The organism is Gottfriedia sp. NPDC058432 (assembly GCF_042721555.1).
Taxonomy (GTDB): domain Bacteria; phylum Bacillota; class Bacilli; order Bacillales; family Bacillaceae_G; genus Gottfriedia.
Genome location: NZ_JBHXLC010000013.1, coordinates 89,759 through 108,161 on the forward strand (window position 1 = coordinate 89,759; position 18,403 = coordinate 108,161).

18 protein-coding genes and 1 riboswitch are annotated in these 18,403 nt (G+C 30.5%); of the genes, 5 read left to right on the forward strand and 13 right to left on the reverse strand.

The features are described from left to right. Window positions 1–97 precede the first annotated feature (97 nt). The 5 genes from ACFWM3_RS14905 to ACFWM3_RS14925 form a co-directional block, all read right to left on the reverse strand. On the reverse strand, window positions 98–316 hold the full coding sequence (locus tag ACFWM3_RS14905; RefSeq protein ID WP_025671848.1) for a YozE family protein: 219 nt from the start codon (window positions 314–316) through the stop codon (window positions 98–100). Between the two features lie 112 nt (window positions 317–428). Beyond that, window positions 429–719, reverse strand: a complete 291-nt coding sequence (locus tag ACFWM3_RS14910; RefSeq protein ID WP_390311872.1) for a YokU family protein — start codon at window positions 717–719, stop codon at window positions 429–431. Beyond that, the gene (gene kamA, locus ACFWM3_RS14915; RefSeq protein WP_390311873.1) at window positions 712–2,121 is read right to left on the reverse strand and encodes a lysine 2,3-aminomutase; all 1,410 of its coding nucleotides are present in this window, start codon (window positions 2,119–2,121) and stop codon (window positions 712–714) included. The genes ACFWM3_RS14910 and kamA overlap by 8 nt, the downstream gene beginning before the upstream one ends. A 207-nt stretch (window positions 2,122–2,328) precedes the next feature. Next, a complete protein-coding gene (locus tag ACFWM3_RS14920) occupies window positions 2,329–2,454 on the reverse strand; it encodes a YjcZ family sporulation protein (RefSeq protein WP_069032026.1) in 126 nt (41 codons plus the stop codon). A gap of 234 nt (window positions 2,455–2,688) precedes the next feature. Next, window positions 2,689–4,260 carry an L-lactate permease gene (locus ACFWM3_RS14925; protein WP_390311874.1) on the reverse strand — a complete coding sequence of 524 codons (1,572 nt, stop codon included), beginning with the start codon at window positions 4,258–4,260 and terminating at the stop codon, window positions 2,689–2,691. Between the two features lie 406 nt (window positions 4,261–4,666). Between ACFWM3_RS14925 and ACFWM3_RS14930 the strand changes: the two genes are divergently transcribed. Further along, window positions 4,667–5,620, forward strand: coding sequence for an LCP family protein (locus tag ACFWM3_RS14930; protein ID WP_390311875.1), 954 nt, complete (start codon window positions 4,667–4,669; stop codon window positions 5,618–5,620). A 92-nt stretch (window positions 5,621–5,712) separates the two neighbouring features. Here the strand turns inward: ACFWM3_RS14930 and ACFWM3_RS14935 are convergent, their stop codons facing one another. The 3 genes from ACFWM3_RS14935 to ACFWM3_RS14945 all read right to left on the reverse strand — a co-directional run bounded on the left by ACFWM3_RS14935 (window position 5,713) and on the right by ACFWM3_RS14945 (window position 8,024). Then, window positions 5,713–6,363 carry a histidine phosphatase family protein gene (locus ACFWM3_RS14935; protein WP_056466290.1) on the reverse strand — a complete coding sequence of 217 codons (651 nt, stop codon included), beginning with the start codon at window positions 6,361–6,363 and terminating at the stop codon, window positions 5,713–5,715. A gap of 22 nt (window positions 6,364–6,385) precedes the next feature. Beyond that, window positions 6,386–7,744 (reverse strand): NAD(P)/FAD-dependent oxidoreductase, encoded by a 1,359-nt coding sequence (locus tag ACFWM3_RS14940; RefSeq protein WP_390311876.1) that lies wholly within the window; start codon window positions 7,742–7,744, stop codon window positions 6,386–6,388. 127 nt (window positions 7,745–7,871) lie between these two features. Then, a complete protein-coding gene (locus tag ACFWM3_RS14945) occupies window positions 7,872–8,024 on the reverse strand; it encodes a putative holin-like toxin (protein WP_353611566.1) in 153 nt (50 codons plus the stop codon). Between the two features lie 160 nt (window positions 8,025–8,184). On the opposite strand from ACFWM3_RS14945, the gene ACFWM3_RS14950 reads away from it, so the two are divergent. Then, window positions 8,185–8,415, forward strand: a complete 231-nt coding sequence (locus ACFWM3_RS14950) for a hypothetical protein (protein WP_390311877.1) — start codon at window positions 8,185–8,187, stop codon at window positions 8,413–8,415. A gap of 195 nt (window positions 8,416–8,610) precedes the next feature. Then, window positions 8,611–8,835, forward strand: a complete 225-nt coding sequence (locus tag ACFWM3_RS14955; protein WP_056466299.1) for a hypothetical protein — start codon at window positions 8,611–8,613, stop codon at window positions 8,833–8,835. Window positions 8,836–9,095: 260 nt separating this feature from the next. On the opposite strand, the gene ACFWM3_RS14960 is transcribed toward ACFWM3_RS14955, so the two are convergent. Beyond that, window positions 9,096–9,323: a hypothetical protein gene (locus ACFWM3_RS14960; protein WP_056466304.1), complete on the reverse strand. Its 228-nt coding sequence runs from the start codon at window positions 9,321–9,323 to the stop codon at window positions 9,096–9,098. Between the two features lie 430 nt (window positions 9,324–9,753). On the opposite strand from ACFWM3_RS14960, the gene ric reads away from it, so the two are divergent. Continuing rightward, window positions 9,754–10,461, forward strand: a complete 708-nt coding sequence (gene ric / locus ACFWM3_RS14965) for an iron-sulfur cluster repair di-iron protein (RefSeq protein ID WP_390311878.1) — start codon at window positions 9,754–9,756, stop codon at window positions 10,459–10,461. 44 nt (window positions 10,462–10,505) lie between these two features. Here the strand turns inward: ric and ACFWM3_RS14970 are convergent, their stop codons facing one another. Together ACFWM3_RS14970 and ade are read right to left on the reverse strand one after the other, a co-directional pair. Continuing rightward, on the reverse strand, window positions 10,506–11,195 hold the full coding sequence (locus ACFWM3_RS14970) for a Crp/Fnr family transcriptional regulator (RefSeq protein WP_390311879.1): 690 nt from the start codon (window positions 11,193–11,195) through the stop codon (window positions 10,506–10,508). A gap of 132 nt (window positions 11,196–11,327) precedes the next feature. Further along, window positions 11,328–13,049, reverse strand: a complete 1,722-nt coding sequence (gene ade / locus ACFWM3_RS14975; protein WP_390311880.1) for an adenine deaminase — start codon at window positions 13,047–13,049, stop codon at window positions 11,328–11,330. Window positions 13,050–13,081: 32 nt separating this feature from the next. Continuing rightward, a riboswitch (purine riboswitch) is annotated at window positions 13,082–13,184 on the reverse strand. 259 nt (window positions 13,185–13,443) lie between these two features. On the opposite strand from ade, the gene ACFWM3_RS14980 reads away from it, so the two are divergent. Continuing rightward, on the forward strand, window positions 13,444–14,193 hold the full coding sequence (locus tag ACFWM3_RS14980; RefSeq protein ID WP_390311921.1) for a DUF4397 domain-containing protein: 750 nt from the start codon (window positions 13,444–13,446) through the stop codon (window positions 14,191–14,193). Window positions 14,194–14,428: 235 nt separating this feature from the next. Here ACFWM3_RS14980 and ACFWM3_RS14985 read toward each other — a convergent pair whose 3' ends face one another. Together ACFWM3_RS14985 and ACFWM3_RS14990 are read right to left on the reverse strand one after the other, a co-directional pair. Then, window positions 14,429–15,694 carry a hypothetical protein gene (locus tag ACFWM3_RS14985; RefSeq protein ID WP_390311881.1) on the reverse strand — a complete coding sequence of 422 codons (1,266 nt, stop codon included), beginning with the start codon at window positions 15,692–15,694 and terminating at the stop codon, window positions 14,429–14,431. Continuing rightward, window positions 15,669–18,215, reverse strand: coding sequence for a DUF2339 domain-containing protein (locus ACFWM3_RS14990; protein ID WP_390311883.1), 2,547 nt, complete (start codon window positions 18,213–18,215; stop codon window positions 15,669–15,671). Before ACFWM3_RS14990 ends, ACFWM3_RS14985 begins: the two co-directional genes overlap by 26 nt. Between the last annotated feature and the right edge of the window lie 188 nt (window positions 18,216–18,403).

Sequence of the window (18,403 nt, forward strand, 5' to 3'; positions counted from 1 at the left end):
TAGCTAGTTTCAAAAATGGTAGAATCAATAAATAAAGGTGAGATTATTAAAGGAGGTTTCAAAAAAAAGATGCAACTTAGTTAACCTAAGTCACATCTTATTGATCTTCTAAATATAAGTTCCATGCTTCATCAAAAACGCTCATCGATTGATGGAAAGTTCCATCAAACTCTAAATACGAGCTAATTTCGTCATAGCTTGAAGAATGTTTTGGAAATGAGTGATCATTAAAAAGATGATCTGCCAATATTCCAATTTCATTAGGAATTTTATAGTTTCTATGCTTCATCATATAATGGTAAAATGACTTTCTCATGATTCTCCCTCAGTTTTATTATTTATTTTGTCTCTTTTTCTAAAAATATTGTTTCTTTTTAAATATACTTTATACAATAACAGAGTTATTTTATATTTTAAAAATACTCGTTCTATGACGAGAAGTCAAAATAATTTCTTTTTAATAATCTCGGCTGCTTCATTAATTCATCAAATGTAACTGAAACCGGAAGTAATTTTGTTGAAATAAGAAACAACTGATCTTCTATTGATTTGACCATATCTTCCTTCTGATAGGTAAATTTGCACTGATCACAATGAAATGATGGTACTCCAGTAATTGTGATTGCTCTGGAACCATCCGGTAATTCCCAATGTACAACTGATTTTGTTTCCTGTACATTCTCCTCACCGCACCAATCACATTTTAAAGTATTATTCATCTTTCTTTACACTTCCATCCATTTTTTGAATTTGTGATTGAAACTTTTTCTCCTTTAATTCATCTCGTTTTTCGCGTTTATTTTTTAATGAACTATGTGCTGGATCCGTTTGATATTGTTCTCTCTTTTTCATTCTTTCTAAATCTGAAGGAATAAGACTTTGCACCTGATCATTCATGATACTAGCAATACCAACCTTAGCTGCCTTATTTAAATAATCAGGGTAAACTAATGAAAAATAATCTTCTGCAGTATCCTCTTTATAGTTTTCAGGCTCTGGATAAGATGTGATGACACCTTCAAAATTTCTTAGTACTGTTTTTTTACTACTTTGAGAGACGATATAGTTTGGTTGAAGTGAGATTTTACCTCCTCCACCTGGTGCATCTACTACGAATGTAGGTACTGCATAACCAGATGTATGCCCACGTAACCCCTCAATAATCTCCAATCCTTTTGCAACTGGTGCTCTAAAATGACCAATTCCTTCTGATAAATCACATTGATAAATATAATATGGTCTGACTCTTATTTTTACTAAGTCATGCATTAACTTTTTCATAATTGGCACGCTGTCATTAATCCCTGTTAAAATAACTGACTGATTCCCAACTGGAACGCCAGCATTTGCAAGCATTTCACATGCTTTTTTTGCTTCTTCTGTTACTTCAATACTCGTATTAAAATGTGTATTTAACCATACTGGATGATATTTTTTTAATATTTCACATAAGTTGTCGGTAATTCTTTGAGGGAAAACTACAGGCGCTCTAGTTCCAATTCTAATAATTTCCACATGATCGATTGCTCTTAAATTTTTTAAAATATATTCCAATATATTGTCATTAATTAATAATCCGTCTCCACCTGAAATCAGTACGTCTCTTACTTCTTCATTTTCACGTATATATGCTATTGCTTCATCTAATTGTTTTTTCGGTACTCCCATACCAATTTGCCCTGAAAATCGACGTCTTGTACAGTAGCGACAATACATAGAGCATTGATTTGTCACTAAAAAAAGCACACGATCTGGATATCGATGAGTTAATCCAGGAACTGGACTATCATCATCTTCGCCTAGTGGATCTTCCGAATCATATTTTGTTTTATTTAATTCTTTACTAATTGGTACAGACTGCATTCTAATGGGACAACGTGGGTCAGTCGGATTCATTAAAGAAGCATAGTAAGGAGTAATATTTAATGGAATGGTTTTAGTAGATATTCTTACCCCTTCTTCTTCATCCTCCGTTAAATCGATTACTTGTTTCAAATCATCCAATGTTCTGACTGTATTTGTTAATTGCCATAGCCAATCGTTCCATTGTTCATCTGTAACATTTTTCCATAGAGGAATATCTTTCCAATGTCTTTGAGGTTTATAAAGCTGATTTTTCATTTATGGTCCTCCTTGTTTAATAGGACAATTTAAATTTACTAAATTAAGTAAAAAATTCTAGTTATATACCTACTTCTTTATATGCACTAAATAAAAAGTTGGTGAAAAAAGTAAAACTCAAAAAAACAGTATAAATACTGTGTAAAAAATGAAATAAACCGACTAACTAAATGTTAGTCGGTTTCTGTGGCTGACGCTCAATAGTTTTTAGCAAGTTACAAAAGACGCACCGATGATAATTAATAAAATAAATAACACAACGATTAACGCAAATCCTCCGCCGCATCCAAAGCCACCGCCGCAGCCGCCGTAGTAAGGTGAATATCCCTTCATAATAGATTGCCTCCTTCACTTAACTTTTAGAAATCACAATAAAGTATATGTAAGGGTCACAATCCTTGTTACATAGGCATTTGTCTATATTTAAGGCGAGATTAAATAGATTTTTGGATAACAACTTTTTCTCAAAGAGCCAAACATAAGGGATTATGAATGTTTAAACAATTTTCGAAAAACAACTTTAAGTAATAAAAAAGTCTTGAGAAAATTCTCTCAAGACTCTTTAACTTAATAAATTAGTGATAATATAAATGTCCAAATACAAACAAATGCTAGCAATCCAAAACTATATTTTAAAGTCATTTTTGTTAATGTCGATTCATTACCAGTTTCACCTACTGCAGCAGTTGCGATTGCAATTGACTGAGGTGAAACTAGTTTTGCAATTACCCCACCTGCAGTATTTGCTGATACTAATAATGAAGGATTTGTACCTAAAATATTACCAGCCGAAACTTGAATTGGAGCAAATAAAGTATTGTTATTCACGACAGAACCAGTCATAAATACCCCAATCCATCCTAAAATTGGAGATAAAAACGGAAATGCGTCTCCAGTGTGTGCAACTGCTTGACTTAAAGCACTTGTTAATCCTCCATAAGTCATCAATTTTGCGATACTAATAATTGCACAAATCATAATAATCGGTATCCAAAATTCTGAGATTGTTTTTAAAAGTAGAGATAAACCTCTACTAACATTAATTGATTTAGAAGTGAAAATTGTAACTAATCCTGCTAATAATATTGCAGTACCTGTTGCTCCGATTAGATCAATGCTGACATTTATTGTTGAACCTGGAACAACGAATTTTATAACAGTAGAAGATAGAGCTCCTCCAACAGCGAATAAACCTTTAAATGATTTTAAGCTCCAAATTAATACGAAAATTGTTAGTAAATAGAATGGTGACCATGCTTTAATCACATCAGCCATTGAATAAGATTCAATTTTAAATTCTTTCCCGTTTAGTAAGAAAATATTTTTAGGTTGCCATTTTTTAAGAAATAATGCTAAAACGCCCATTGTTAATAAAGAAGGAATAATATCTGCTAACTCTGGACCTAAAAAGATTGTCATGATTGCTTGAGAAACTGTATAAGTAATAGACGTTACTAAAATTGCCGGTAAAATTTCTTTAATTCCTTTAAATCCATCGATTAACCAAATTAACAGAAATGGAATCGTAAAATTAATAATCGGTAAAGTTAATGCTGTCATGATTGAAACTTTCATTGAAGTTACGCCATGTAAACCAAATGTATCAATAATTCCAACTGGTATTCCAATTGCTCCAAACGCTCCAGATGCTCCATTTGCAATTAAACAAAGCATAGCTGCTTGCAATGGTTTAAAACCGACTGAAACTAATAATACCGCACAAATAGCAATCGGTACTCCAAAACCTGCTGCCCCTTCAAGAAATGCGTTAAAACAAAATCCAATCAATAAGAACTGGATCCGCTGATCACTCGAAATACCAACTATACTACTACGTAAAATATCAAACTTCCCAGATTCTACTGTTATTTTGTATAACCACACAGCCATTACAATGATATAACCAATTGGCCATAACCCTTGAATAGTTCCTTGGGTTACACTTCCGATTGATTCACCAATTGGCAATTTAAAAATTGTAAGTACGATTATAAACGTAATTCCTAGGTTTAATAAAGCAGCATAAATACCTTTCATTTTTAATACGGTTAAGCATAAAAGAAATAAAAGAATCGGTACAGCCGCAACAAGTGCTGAAATTGCGAGATTATCAAATGGATTAAAATTATCTACTAACATTTGGTTTACTCCCTTTGTTTAGATTCTTAGATTTTACCTATAAAATCTAGCATCAAACCTAATTATTTTGTTAAATAACTTCACAAACTTTATTTTTATTAATATTGCCTTATTAAATCATTAATATTTATTTCAACCGTTATATTTTTTGTGAAAGTATTCACATATAGTGATAAAAAAATATATATTTTTACCTAATTTATTCGTTTTTATTTGTGAAGAAATTAACAAAGTAAATTTTATACTATGTAGTATTTCTTAACAATGAACAATTATTTCTATTTATGGAAAAAAACGGTATATATCAATTTTCCTTTTTTGTTATGTATTTTCAAAATATTAGAGGGGAAATATAAACTAAATTACATAAATAGACCAACAATCATATAGAAGGAGTAATTTAGTCATGTCGAAGTTCTTGCGAATATGCCTTCTTTCTTTTCTTGTTTTCTTTCTAACCAGTTGTCAAATTAGACCATCGAATCACGACCAAAGCCAATCAAATCCACTAAGTGAACAAAAAATCAGCTTTAAAAATAAACTTTTAAAAAACTCATTATTTTTCCTAGTTATTGGTGTTGATTCTCGTGGCGAAAAAAACTCACGTTCAGATAGTATTGCAGTAGTTCAATATAATGTTGAGGATCGAACTCTAAAAGTTGCCTCAATACTGAGGGATTCATATGTTAAAATTAAAGGTTATAAGTATGATTATGGAAAAATTAATCTGGCTTATTATTTAGGTGGAGAAAAACTACTAAAAGAAACAATTTATAATAATCTCGGTATTCCGATTGACCATACGGTTATAATTGATTTTAAAGGTTTTGTTGGGATTGTAGATACACTTGTTCCAGAGGGTATAACAGTTAATGTTAGTCAAGCAATCATTAATGATATGAACTTAAAAATGAAACCTGGAAATAATAAACTACACGGTCAACAGCTTTTAAAATACGTACGATTTAGACATGATCAAGATAATGATTTTGGAAGAGTTCAACGCCAGCAAGAAGTATTGTTAAAAGTCGTAAGGGCCGTTAAAGAAAAGTTAAATACTTTTGGAGGAATTGCTAGAGTACCTCTTTTACTAGACGAAACAACAAAATATGTTTCAACTGACTTAAAATTAGATGAAATACTTTCGCTTGCTTCTTTTGCATTTTCTCAACCAATTGAAAAAATTGATCGCCTAAGTATTCCTGTAGATGCTGGTTTTACAAACGAAACGGTCGAACATTCAGGAGCAGTCCTAAAAATAAACTTTTCTAAGAACAGACAAACAATAAAGCAATTTTTTAAAGCTCCTACACCAGTCATAAATAGTAAAAATAGTAATAAAAAATTGAAAAATAAATGATATTTTGAATTTCACAAAAAAGAGAAGGTTATTATCCTTCTCTTTTTGTTTATTTTTATTTGTACTTTTTTATCCTGTAGTGACTTAGTAAATTATTGATTAAATGAAATCACTTTATACGTATCCGATGAGTATTCCAAAATTGTAATACTAGCGTTTTTTATTTCTAATTCAATATTAAATTCTTCTGAAAACTTTTTTACAATATTTCGAATTGTATTTCCATGAGTGACAATTAATACATTCTCATCGTTTTTATTATTTTCAATAATTAATTCATTTAATCCTTTTTCAATTCGATCCCATAGCTCTGAGTAATTCTCGGCATGATGGTATGGATCAGACTCTTTGATAAAATTTGTAATATCTTCTAGGGAACGATTTCTTAATAGTTCTCTAAAGGAAGAATAACCGTGATCATTTGCAACTTTACCTAAGGCTACTGCTGAGAATTCTCCTTCAAAACTACCAAAAAAGGACTCTCGGAAGGCTTTTGTTTTTCTTATTACGGGAATTTCGTAATTGTTCTGCTGTAAAATTAGTTCTGCCGTTTCAACAGTTCTACCAGAATCGCTAGTATATACACGGTCAAATTGGATATCTGATAATCTATTTCCACATTCAATCGCTACTAGCTTTCCTTCTTCTGTTAATGGACTATCGGCCCATCCTTGCATTCTTTTATAACGATTTAAATAAGTTTCACCATGTCTAATTAAATATAAATGAATTCTATTTTCCATCTAATCACCCACAATGTGAATTTTAAAATCTAGTTAAAGATTGATCCTTATTTGCCAAAACCTTACCTAAATAAATCCCACTAGCCGCTGCTTGAGATAATGAGTGGGTAACTCCAGAGCAATCTCCAATTACAAATAATCCATCTAAACTCGTTTGAAAGTTTGAATTTGTTTCAATAATTGGTGAGTAAAACTTTCCATCCATTCCGTAAAGGAGTGTATCCTCATCAATTGTCTCTCCAATAAATTCTTCCAACTGATTCAAAAATCCTTGTAAAATATTCAAATATAAATTAGGAACTTCATTTTTAAGGTCACCACAATCAGCATCTAATGTTGGTTTTATACTGTTTTTTTCCATTTTCGCAATTGTTGTAGGCTTGCCGCTAAGTAAATCACCTAATCGTTGAACGACGATGCGATCTGACCCACTATTTATTTTTCCAATAATTTCATTAGCGTAAAGATTTGCTTCATTTAGTGATGGAAAATATTTAGGAGTGAATAAAGTAAAATTTAAATTAGTTGTCCCTGATTCTTTTTCCTTAAAATTTTGTCCATCTGGCATCACTAATCCTTCTTGAAACTTTCGAACGATTCTACCTTTTGGATTCATACAATATGTAGTTGAAATCAATTCGTCATATTCAAAAGCAAGTTTAGTTTCAAATGTATCTTGTAAAATTGAACGAAGTTGTTGTTCTTTCATCTCGACTCTAATCCCTAAATCTAAACGAGTTCTACCTTGTTTAACTCCAAGTGAAGCACACTGATCATTTAACCATTCTGTTCCGGATCTACCTGTTGCAAATACGATGTTTTTAGATTCGAATTTTCCTAAATTAGTATCCAAATAGAATAGATTATTCTCCTTTTTAATATCTAGAATATCAACTTCAAAGCGAATATCAATCTTACTAGATAATTCCTTATATAGTCGTTCGAATATTTCTGTTGAAAGACGTGTACCGAGATGTCTAACTTCAGTAGTTAACATATGTAACTTGCAACCCTCGGCTTTTTTAGCCAAATTTTCATTAACAGTCGAATACTTTTCTACAGCCCCTCCACCATAAAGGCATAATAGATCGTCAACCTCTTTCATTAATTGCTCAAGATGAACTCTTCCTACTTTTTGAGCTAATTCTCCCCCAAAATCACATGAATAGTTGAATTTCCCTTCTGATTTACCAAGTCCTGCAAAGCCATAATATTTACCACAAACGTCGCAATTGCATATTCCGCCTTTATCTATAGCACAGGCCCTTTCTTCTAAAGACTTTCCTTTTTCCAGTATTAATACTTTCTGATTTGATTGTAATAATGTATATGCTAAAAAAATGCTACTTACACCTGAACCGATAATTGTAATATCATACATCTTTTTTCACCTTCTTGATTTTTTCACTTATTTTAATTGTACAATAGTTACTATCTTTAAGTGAAATTCTCTAGTTTTATTTGATAGAAATTATTTATATAAAAAAAACACGCCTTAATTAGCGTGTTCAAGAATTTTTATTCTTATCCTTATCTCTAAACTCTAAAATGGCGATCACAAACATACCAAAGCTAATCATCAGTGATAAAACTTCGAAAGTAATAATAGAAACCGCCTCCTTACTTTTAAGCCTTCCCGGAACCAAGTTTGTCCTATACATTCAACCATATTTTTTTATATTAAATTTATAACCTCTCTTAAAAAAGGGATTAACATGCAGGATTAATCATTGTTACATTTAATCCAATTTCTTCCACAAACTTTTTAAGGTCTATTTTTTGTTAATAATTGGAATAATAGTTTCGACAGGAGGAATACAAATGGAACATTTCGAAGCATTTTTGAATAGTAAGAATTGGATTGATAATGATTTAGATGCAAGATATATAAATATAAACCACCCTTATGCGATCTTAATTTCTGGAGAAGAAGGACAAATTACTTTAAGAGGAAACACCGGTTTTGATAACGGTCAAAACGGAGAAGAAATCTTCTCTTTTACATCATTAAAAGAGCTTCAAGCGTGGTTTGAAGATAATATTGGTGAATGAATTCGTTTTATTTAATAAATATCCTACTCATGCCAAAATCTAAAATTATTGGCTGAGTTTTTTTATTTTATTGCAATGTAAAACGCTGAGAAAATCATTTACCCTAAAATTTAATTTTTTGAAACTAAAAAAGCAGATATACATAAAGGATATTGAAGCATTTGCAACGAATAATTTTCTTTGGAGGTGTTTGATATGAGCAGTATAAATAAAGAATTAAATTCTACTAAAGATGATTTGTATTTAGAGGTAATCAACGAAATGAAAGGAATCCAAATCCATTTGTTAGAAGAGATTACTAGGTTAAACAGCGAAGTTAATTTTCTAATATCAGTTGTTCTACCAAATATAGATCGAGATCATTTAAATAATGATCAATTGGCCATGTTCGGAGAAATCGTATTAAATAAAAGAAGTTAAACACAATATTAGGTTTGTGAAATTCTATCAAATGAAAAAATGATAAATCCTTGAAGCAATCAATTCAAATTATGTTTTCAAATTACTTCTCTTTTACCTCTTATAACTCTTACCACTTATGATTGATTGTTGGATTGTAGAACACGAATCCAAAGAATTTGTATTACCTTTAGATAAAGCGAAAAGCAAAATACTTTTTATTTGAATGATGTAAGTCTATTTCTGTATTTAATTAATCAATATTCCAAAGTATTTACCGTTTACTCTTCAATCTTTTTAGAAAAAACTTTACCATTGTTTAATTGACACCAATCCAAATCTGTTGTGTCTCTGTATTTTTCATTAAACTCATCTATCGTAAGGAAAACTTCAATATTACCTTTTTCAAGTTCTAAAAGAAGCGTATAAGGAGTTAAGCCGTAAACATTAGAAACAGCAATTAATTCACCAATATGTATTTTTTCAGAAAAATCAATTTTGTCTTCCATTTCAATCTCTCCTTACCCTATAGAATTTAAAGTCCAAAGTACTTTTATATTCTGCCCTTAATACAAATTTATCTTCAAAATACTTCAATAAGATTTTGATTAAATTAACTATAAGTACGAGACCGACTTCATTACAAATTGAAAAAAGTGAATTTAAAAAAGTAAAAATGACTCAAGTATGTTTCTTGAGTCATTTTATTTTTGGCTTTGCTTACTGAAATAATTGTATTAATAGTATTATTTTTTATTTGTTTATGTTTTATTAATTTTATGATGCAATTATTAATACCTCGCTTCTATTTAAGAAAATAAATTATGTCTATTCCTAAAAAAACTTCAATTTGTGATTTATATCACAAATTTATATCAATATATTTGGTAATCTTTTTTTAGAAAGACAAAACAACAAAAATCTTACGGGGGTACTAAAATGAATCAACCATTTAATGAGTTATCTAAGATTAGTGAGATTGTTACTGAATTCCCAAAAGCAAGTGATCTATTTAAAACATATCGAATTGATTTTTGCTGCGGTGGAAATAGACCTCTAATTGATGCGATTGAAGAAAAAAATTTATCAAAAGATGAAATTTTAACAAAACTAAATACACTTTATCAAGAAACAAAATTATCAAACGAAGTAGTAATTGATATTAAAGAAGCATCTAGTAGTGATTTAATCGATCATATTATAAGCAAGCATCATCGTTTTTTAAATGAAGAATTACCTCAATTAAGCCCATATGTAACGAAAGTAATGCGAGTTCACGGAGAAACTCAACCTCATTTAGTAAGATTACACAAACTGTTTTTTGATTTAAAAACAGAATTAGAGCAACATACTTGGAAAGAAGAATCAGTGGATTTTAAATTAATTTTAGAATATGAAAAAAATCCAACTGAAGAAAATTACACGAAATTAAGTAAAGTCGTTGACGAGTTAGAAAATGAGCACAGTTCTGCAGGGGATATTTTAAAAGAATTACGTGAAATCACGAATGACTATACTCCACCAATGGAAGCATGTGGTACTTACCGCCTGGTTTATCAAAGACTTGAAGCTCTTGAGGCTGATACATTCCAACATATCCATTTAGAAAATAATATATTGTTTAAACGAGCAATTGTTAGGGCTTAAATAAATCTAGTTTATATAGGAGCATGACAACTCATGCTCCTTTTTTAGTTAACTTCCGCTTGCAATTCTTCTATATTTATTACAAAAAAACCCTCTGAATCAATCGTAACTAATTCCTTTTTTCTTAATTGGTTTATCGTACGGTTTACTGACTCTCTGGATGAACCAATCATATTAGCAAGTTCGCGATTCGTAAAATGAGTTGTTAGTTTAGATTGATTTTTATCTAAAGATACCCCATTCGATTTACATAGACGTAGTAGTAACATGATTACTTGGTCATATGTATTATGTAGTGTTTGTTCAACTAATCTCGCTTGTAAGTCAATAATTTTTTCTCCTAAAAACTTAAATAACTTAATACATAATTCAGGATATTTAATCAGAATTTCCTCAAAGTCAGCGATTGGAGTGACAATTAACTCCGCTGTTTTGAGAACTTCAACATGAGCAGGGAAAGTTCCTTTTCGAAATAAACCAACATGTGGAAACATCTCGCCAGTTCGGGGTATCGAAACAATTTGTTCTCTACCCGACGGATCAGTTATATGTATTTTTACTTTTCCAGAGTGTATAAAAAACACTCGATCAAGTTTGTCACCTTGCATACAGACAAATGATTTTGCTTTATATATTCTCATATGTGAAATATCTACTATAGATTGAAGCTCCTCATCCGATAGATCTTTAAAAAGTGGCACTTTTTTAAAATGATTAAAAATCACATCTGACATTCAAAATACTCCTCTATAAAAAATTCCTAATACTCATTTAACATCTATTTTGCATATCAACTACAAGTATTTACCTATACCACTTATATAATTAATAAAAAAAGACTCCTTTGATAAGAGTCTTCATTTAGTTCAGTTATTTAGAAAAACTGGAATAAATTTAAATTCATTTACATTAAATAAACCTTTTGTCGTAATTTTTATACTTGGAATTACAGGCAGTGCTAGAAATGATAATGTTAAAAAAGCGTTAAATGTATTGTTTGGTCTAATTTGAAGTAATGATTTTTCAATTTGGAGTAAACCTGCTTCTACTTCTTCTGCAGATTTATTACTCATTAAACCGCCAATTGGTAATGATAATTTGGCAATTACTTTTCCAGAGGATACGACTACAATTCCACCGTTCATTTCTTCAATTGTTTTTATTGCAAGATACATATCAGCATCATTCATACCGGCAACGATTAATTGGTGTGAATCATGAGCTATTGTTGTAGCGATTGCTCCCTCAATTAAATTTAAACCTTTAACAATTCCAAGACCAATCTCTTTTTCAGAATGGTAGCGATCTAATACTGCTATTTTACATAAGTTTTCAGCGACATTTGGAACAAAATAAGTATATTCATTTGATAATTTTTCAATTAAATGATTTGTTACGATACTATTTGGATTAATTTCAATTATATTAGCAAGCGTTTTGGAGTCGGTTTTTAATTCGAGATCTTCAATCTTTAGATCTCCTAAGCTTACTTTTGAATCAATTACATTCGACTCTTCACTATTAATTAGTTTACTAATTTGTTTGTTTTTAACGATAAACTCATTTTTACACCATACGTCCGTAACTTCTACTGATTCTAAGTCGTTTAAAAATACTAAGCTTGCTTCATATCCAGGAGCAATTGCTCCTTTTTGTTTTAAACCATAACATGTTGCTGGATTTAATGTTGCCATTGAATAAGCAGTCACTGGGTGAATTCCAAATTTGATTGCTGTACGAATACAAAAATCAATCGAACCCTCTTTCATGATATCGTCTAAATGTTTATCATCAGTGCAATACATAATTCGCTGGGCATTTCGATCATTTACTGCAGGTAATAAATCCTTTAGATTTCTTGCAGCGGACCCTTCTCTAAATGCAACATATAACCCTGCTCTTAGTCTTTCCATTACTTCCTGTACATTTGTACATTCATGATCAGTTGAAATACCTGCATAGGAATATGTGTTTATTTCATTTTTAGATAGTCCAGCTAAATGACCATCGATTGGCTTTTGATAAGCGTGAGCTAATTTTAATTTATCGATCATTTGTTTTTCCATCGACATAACAGCAGGATAATCCATTACTTCAGCTAAGCCAAGTACTCTTGAATGTGTCATAAAAGGCTCTAAATGTTCTGCATAAAGTATGGCTCCCCCGCGCTCTAATGAGGTTGCTGGTACACATGACGGTAACATAATTCTAACGTCTAACGGAATATTTTCTGATGCGTCTAACATCATTTTTATTCCATCAACCCCAGCAACATTTGCGATTTCATGAGGATCGGTAATAACTGTAGTTACACCATGTGGTAGTACAGTTCTCGCATATTCACTAGGTAAAACCATCGATGATTCGATATGAACATGGGAATCAATAAAGCCTGGTGATATATATTTACCTTCTGCATCTATTACTACATTAGCTTCATAATCACCTATTCCAACTATTTTTCCATTTGTAATTGCAATCGAATCTTCTATTATTTCTTTCGTAAAAACATTTATTATTTTCCCATTTATGATTAAAAAATCAGCCTTTTCAGCTTTTGTTGACGTTTTCATCTCATGTAGATTCATGTTTGTTTCCTCCTAAATATTTAGGAGAGAATATGCTATGTCATATCTCTCGTAGTCAAACTATATCGGCAGCTTGGTAGAAACTTTTGGACCGGTTATTTCCAAAATTATACGAGCGTATTAAGAATCACTTTATTTTTTAGTGAGACAGACGAAAAAACAAGTTTTAGGACGATGTCTTCATACTGAATCATTTAAAGTGAATAAACTTAATTAGCTAATATTTAATTGTAAAAAACTATATTGATAGTATTCTATAAAATTTTGAGTCTAAAAAGCAATAACTATTTTAAGAGTTTTAAATATAAAATAATTCATAATTTTCTCGTTAATGAATACTATTTTAAATGGGATCGTAGGATGGTAATCATAGGAGGTATGTAGTTTGAAGAAAGTGGTAGAAAAAAAACGAATAAACCCGAATATTTTTAATCATTTTTCATCCTATTCAAAAAAAGAGGACAATTTGTTCCCCGTTAATTATAATCGATTTGATTCGTTCCAAAGGCTAATAAAAAATAATTCACCAATAATTTATAAACAGGAAAATATAATAAAGCAAAATTTAGCTTTTATAAGACTCGTTAATGTTTTATCAAAAAAAATAAGCTTAGACATATATGTTAATCGTACTAAATTTATTTCAAATTTAACTTATAAAGAATCAACTCACTATTTAACTTTACCTTCAGGAATACAATTTGTTGAAATTTTTAAAACGAATGATCAATCAAAACCAATTCATTCTGAACAACTAAATTTACTTGCTGAGCAAAAATATACGATTGCTATTGGTCATAACTTTGACCAAATCTTACTGTTTTCATATATGGATAATAATTCCTTGCCACAAGGAGAAGCTAAAATTCGCTTTATTAATTTATCCCCTAATTCACCTAATCTAGATTTTGCAGTAAAAGCTGGTGAAGGCGATGTTGTTTTCCCAAATGTCCCATACCGAAATGCCTCAGAATATTTGCTTATATCACCTATGACAGTTAATTTGGAAATACGACTAACAGGTACGAAAATGATCTTATTTCCTCTCTATAAATCAAAGTTTAAAGAAAATATAGTATATGATTTAATTTCAGTAGGGTGTGTTGAAGATGATCCAAGATTTGAAGTCATTAAATTATTTTAGAATTATTATTACCGATAAAGAATTAACGGCAGGAGATCGGTAGCTCTGGTTGATAAAAAACAGGATTGTCAAAATTAGACAATCCTGTTTTGTTATTTACTCACTAATCTAACAACACTCATACTATTTACGTACTTTGTAAGCTTACATTCACACGAAAAATCTTTAGTTATTACCTAATAAAAAAGAACGACCTATAATAGTCGTTCTAAAGTTATTTATTTAATAAATCATTTTATTTTTTTGGTCTGCTCATTTTTATTGTAAGAAAAACAATAAGCACCAGTGACACCACAATAATAATACCATTAAACCAAATTTTCGTTTGAAACCACCGAGGTTTTTCAGAATCTACGATAGGCGAGACAATCATTTGTCCTTTTAATTTCCCTAACGTTAAATTTTCTTTTTGAATATACTGTTTGAAGTTCTCAATATCATACTTTGGTGCTTCTACATGATCGTTCCCATAAAGCAACTTGTATGGCCCAGTACCCGTGTCCTCAAATATAATCTTATCCAAAAAATATTCGACCTTTATTCCCTTTATATCCAATGGTGGATTGTCTTCGTTATTAATTTTTATTGTAAAATATGGCTGCGTAATTGGAGTTACTGCTGTGATCGTAGTATTGTTAATTTGAACGTTTTTAAAATTAATATTATAAATCTCGTTTTTACCATCAACTTGAATTTCATTATCCTTCGGGTCATATACAGAATATGCACGAGTAAAATTATTTTCAACGTCAAACGTTATTGTCTTGATTTTAAGTCTATTTTTATTCTGGATCGTAATATCCGTCAGCTTAGAATCCTCTTTAATATTAAATGTGGGCTTACTAGTTTTCTTATAATCACTCCATTTAAAATCGTAAGTTTTATGAACTAAATGTAGCTGTTTAAAAATCAGATTTTCAACATTATCTAGCACTTTTACTCGATAAAAACTATATTTATGGACAGTGCCAAGATTAATCATTTTATTTTCTAATCGATCAGTCCGGTATAGGTCATTTTTCTTTATATACTCCCACAGATTACCATCATAACTACCATAGACTTCTACATGCTTTAAAAAATCTAAATTCGGCAAATCGATCAGTAGTGTATCTCCTTGAATATCCTCATTTTCTTTTATTGGTGTGATACGAAAATCCAAGATCGTATTTTGATCTTTCTTTGCTGTATTCACTAAGGTTGAAGAATAGACTATGTTTTGCTCCTGCGATTCTTTATAGCCATTTTCTATATAAAATGGAACAAACTGCCCCTTACTGTTTACGATTCGAAGGTCATTTAAATTCTCATCTGCTCCTGCATATACTTCTTCATCCAAAAAAAATGATTGGTATTTATTATGATCTGGTATATCAATTGACTTGGAAAAATGCCAATCCTTACTATTATCCTTTGCTTCGATAACTGTAAAGATCGGTAACATAAAAACCAAGGAAGAAATACTAGTAATTAAACTAATTTTTTGAATCAACTTGACCATGTTGCTCCCCCAGTCTTGATGAAACTCTTTGATAAATAAATGACACGCCAATAAGCACAAACCCGAAACTGAAATATGCGATTATCTTACTTCCCGAAGATAGAAAAGATAAATCAAAAAAGATTAACTTTCCTGTTGATACAAGAGTTAGTCCAAGACCTAATCTTCTAATATACATATATCGCTTACGGAAGCCATATAAAATATAAGAAATTGCTAACAATAAATATAATAAACTGATTGCTAATCCTACCTTATTTAATTGAAGCTGTATATTTATGAATACTGTAAGGATTCCTATTAAGTAGATTCCTAAAATTAAAGGATACAATTCACTACTTTTAAATTGTCTAAGAATATATGCAATTAAGAAGTCCCGACTGCTGAAAAACACGAAAATATTAACACCAATCAATATACCTAAGGCAAGATATTCGACAAATGTATTTTTTGAAAAATCTTCCTTCAATACCGGGAATTGAATCGTTACATAAATACAAATTAAATACCCGATCATGTATAGGAATAAGCAATAATACTTCACAATACCGTCATAAAGGACTTTCATTTTAGTAAGAATATATGCAAATACAATCGTAATAAATGCTTGTAGTAACCCTTGATAAAAGGAATAATGTGTAAATTGATCAGATACATTATTGCTATATACATTGTCAATCTCATACATTAAATAAAACCATATATTAACTAGAGTAAAATATTTAAACCAAGTAATTACTTTTAACTCGATCGGTCGAGAGAAAAGTGGTACATCACTTCGATTTTGTTGTATCGCATAAAATAAAGTAAGAATCGACATACCAATAATAATCGCACTATATTTAAAATCAAAATAATCATTGTTAATATCTAGTATCATATTCATTCCGATATCAATAACAAAAAATGATCCAATACATAGAAGGAATATGCCCCAACCAGCTCTAGTTAGTTGCTTGAATTTATAAATGCTTCCATAAAGGCTTAACAGAATCCCCTCAATAAGCCATCCTATAGATAACCACTGGATTCCAAACTGGAACGGAATCATTAAGATCGCAAATGTTAGTGATGTCGCATAAAATAACAACATCGTTTGTTTTTCTTTCTTCATGACTTTCTCGATGAATTTTCCCAAACCAATATACACAAGGCTAAAAATAAGTGCTAATAAGCCTCTTAAGTCCTTTAATCCCGCTTCGTCAAATAAGAAGTATAATAAACCGCAACTAATCACTGTGTTTAAAGACAATAATACAACGTCAAGTCTAGTAAGCTTTGATTTGTATTTAAATGGATACAATAAAGTGATACCAAGGTACATTAAAAATGTAATGATCGAGTACAATATGCTAATTGATTCATTATCAGCTAACCATATTAATGCCGCTAAAGATGGTGTGTTAAATAAAAAGCTAATGTAATTTACAATCGTCCAACGTTTTCTAAATGAAACTAACAATATGCAAAGATTTAATAGGAAAAGATAACCCATCGCTGTGTAAACAGCATTTCCGTGGAGGCCGAAAGCCCACATATATGAAAATAATGGAAGATAACCTCCTACTAGTCCGAGTGAACAAATAGTCCTTGAATGATATCTTAATGATAACAGTACTGCGGTTAAAGAAACTAAAATAGATAAAGTCAATCCTACATAAATGTCTATTATATGTAATAAAAAATAACTATAAAAAATCGATCCATACAAGACCGAAATTCCCCCTCCTAGAAGTCCAAGAGCAAACGTCTGTTTTTGCTTTCGGAAAAACACTTCACCACCTGCAAGCATTACTGCTCCAAGCAAGAAAAATATACTCCCTTTCATATAGCCATTAAACCAAGTGGAATATGAATATTTAAATGCAGCCCCAACACCTAATATAATTAGGAGAATTCCAAGTTTATTGATCCAATTCAAACCGATTTTCATTTCGATTTGATTTTGTTTTATTCGTTTCTGAATAATTTCTTCATTTACTTCTTCTGAAGAAAATTGGTCTAAACCATTTTTGACATTACCGATTAGTGTTTTCTCTTCTTCTGTTATTAGCTCACGATGCAAAATAATTTTTTGATCTAATTCTGAGGAAATTTGCCTAAGCTTCGCTCTAAACTCATCTTTTTCTACTTCTAACTCAATGGAAGCCCTTTCAAATAGACGCCTAATTTTTTGTTTTGCATCAAATTCAAAGGCATCTAAGCGGTTATGATGTTCTTTTGTTCTTCCTTCAAAATAAGTTTCTAATTTCTTCCGAGATACTTTAATAATATTGAGTTTCTCATCAAGGATTTGTTCCATCAATGAATTTCGTAATTTAACATTCTCTTCTGACTTTTGATCATACTTTTCCTGTAATTGAGAGAATTGAAGCTTATACTCTTCGTAATACTTACGTAAAGTTTGATTTTCATGAATCAAATCACTTGATTCATACTGCTCAATTACGGTCTGATACTCCTTTATCAACTCGTTCTGACTATCTTTCAAGAATATTAGCCTATCTTTAAAATCATCCATCATTTCCTCCTCCTTGTTTTCGAAGATTATATAAATTATAAAAAGAATACAAAATATTACTTTTTATATGACACTTCCGGTATATACTATTTCACTTTTAGTAGTGTGATAACACTTAAATACTGTTAAAACAAAAATAATTGAGATAACAACTTTAGAAGATTGTTTCATTGTTCAAATACCATGGC

Bases quoted from the DNA above. Each gene is read 5' to 3' on its own strand.
- ACFWM3_RS14950 (WP_390311877.1), top strand. From the start codon at position 8,185: ATGGAACATTTCGAAGCATTTTTGAATAGTAAGAATTGGATTGATAAT.
- ACFWM3_RS14945 (WP_353611566.1), bottom strand. From the start codon at position 8,024: ATGTATAGGACAAACTTGGTTCCGGGAAGGCTTAAAAGTAAGGAGGCG.
- kamA (WP_390311873.1), bottom strand. From the start codon at position 2,121: ATGAAAAATCAGCTTTATAAACCTCAAAGACATTGGAAAGATATTCCT.
- ACFWM3_RS14955 (WP_056466299.1), top strand. From the start codon at position 8,611: ATGAGCAGTATAAATAAAGAATTAAATTCTACTAAAGATGATTTGTAT.
- ACFWM3_RS14910 (WP_390311872.1), bottom strand. From the start codon at position 719: ATGAATAATACTTTAAAATGTGATTGGTGCGGTGAGGAGAATGTACAG.
- ACFWM3_RS14960 (WP_056466304.1), bottom strand. From the start codon at position 9,323: ATGGAAGACAAAATTGATTTTTCTGAAAAAATACATATTGGTGAATTA.
- ACFWM3_RS14940 (WP_390311876.1), bottom strand. From the start codon at position 7,744: ATGTATGATATTACAATTATCGGTTCAGGTGTAAGTAGCATTTTTTTA.
- ACFWM3_RS14930 (WP_390311875.1), top strand. From the start codon at position 4,667: ATGTCGAAGTTCTTGCGAATATGCCTTCTTTCTTTTCTTGTTTTCTTT.
- ACFWM3_RS14925 (WP_390311874.1), bottom strand. From the start codon at position 4,260: ATGTTAGTAGATAATTTTAATCCATTTGATAATCTCGCAATTTCAGCA.
- ACFWM3_RS14905 (WP_025671848.1), bottom strand. From the start codon at position 316: ATGAGAAAGTCATTTTACCATTATATGATGAAGCATAGAAACTATAAA.
- ade (WP_390311880.1), bottom strand. From the start codon at position 13,049: ATGAATCTACATGAGATGAAAACGTCAACAAAAGCTGAAAAGGCTGAT.
- ACFWM3_RS14935 (WP_056466290.1), bottom strand. From the start codon at position 6,363: ATGGAAAATAGAATTCATTTATATTTAATTAGACATGGTGAAACTTAT.
- ACFWM3_RS14920 (WP_069032026.1), bottom strand. From the start codon at position 2,454: ATGAAGGGATATTCACCTTACTACGGCGGCTGCGGCGGTGGCTTTGGA.
- ACFWM3_RS14970 (WP_390311879.1), bottom strand. From the start codon at position 11,195: ATGTCAGATGTGATTTTTAATCATTTTAAAAAAGTGCCACTTTTTAAA.
- ric (WP_390311878.1), top strand. From the start codon at position 9,754: ATGAATCAACCATTTAATGAGTTATCTAAGATTAGTGAGATTGTTACT.
- ACFWM3_RS14985 (WP_390311881.1), bottom strand. From the start codon at position 15,694: ATGGTCAAGTTGATTCAAAAAATTAGTTTAATTACTAGTATTTCTTCC.
- ACFWM3_RS14990 (WP_390311883.1), bottom strand. From the start codon at position 18,215: ATGGATGATTTTAAAGATAGGCTAATATTCTTGAAAGATAGTCAGAAC.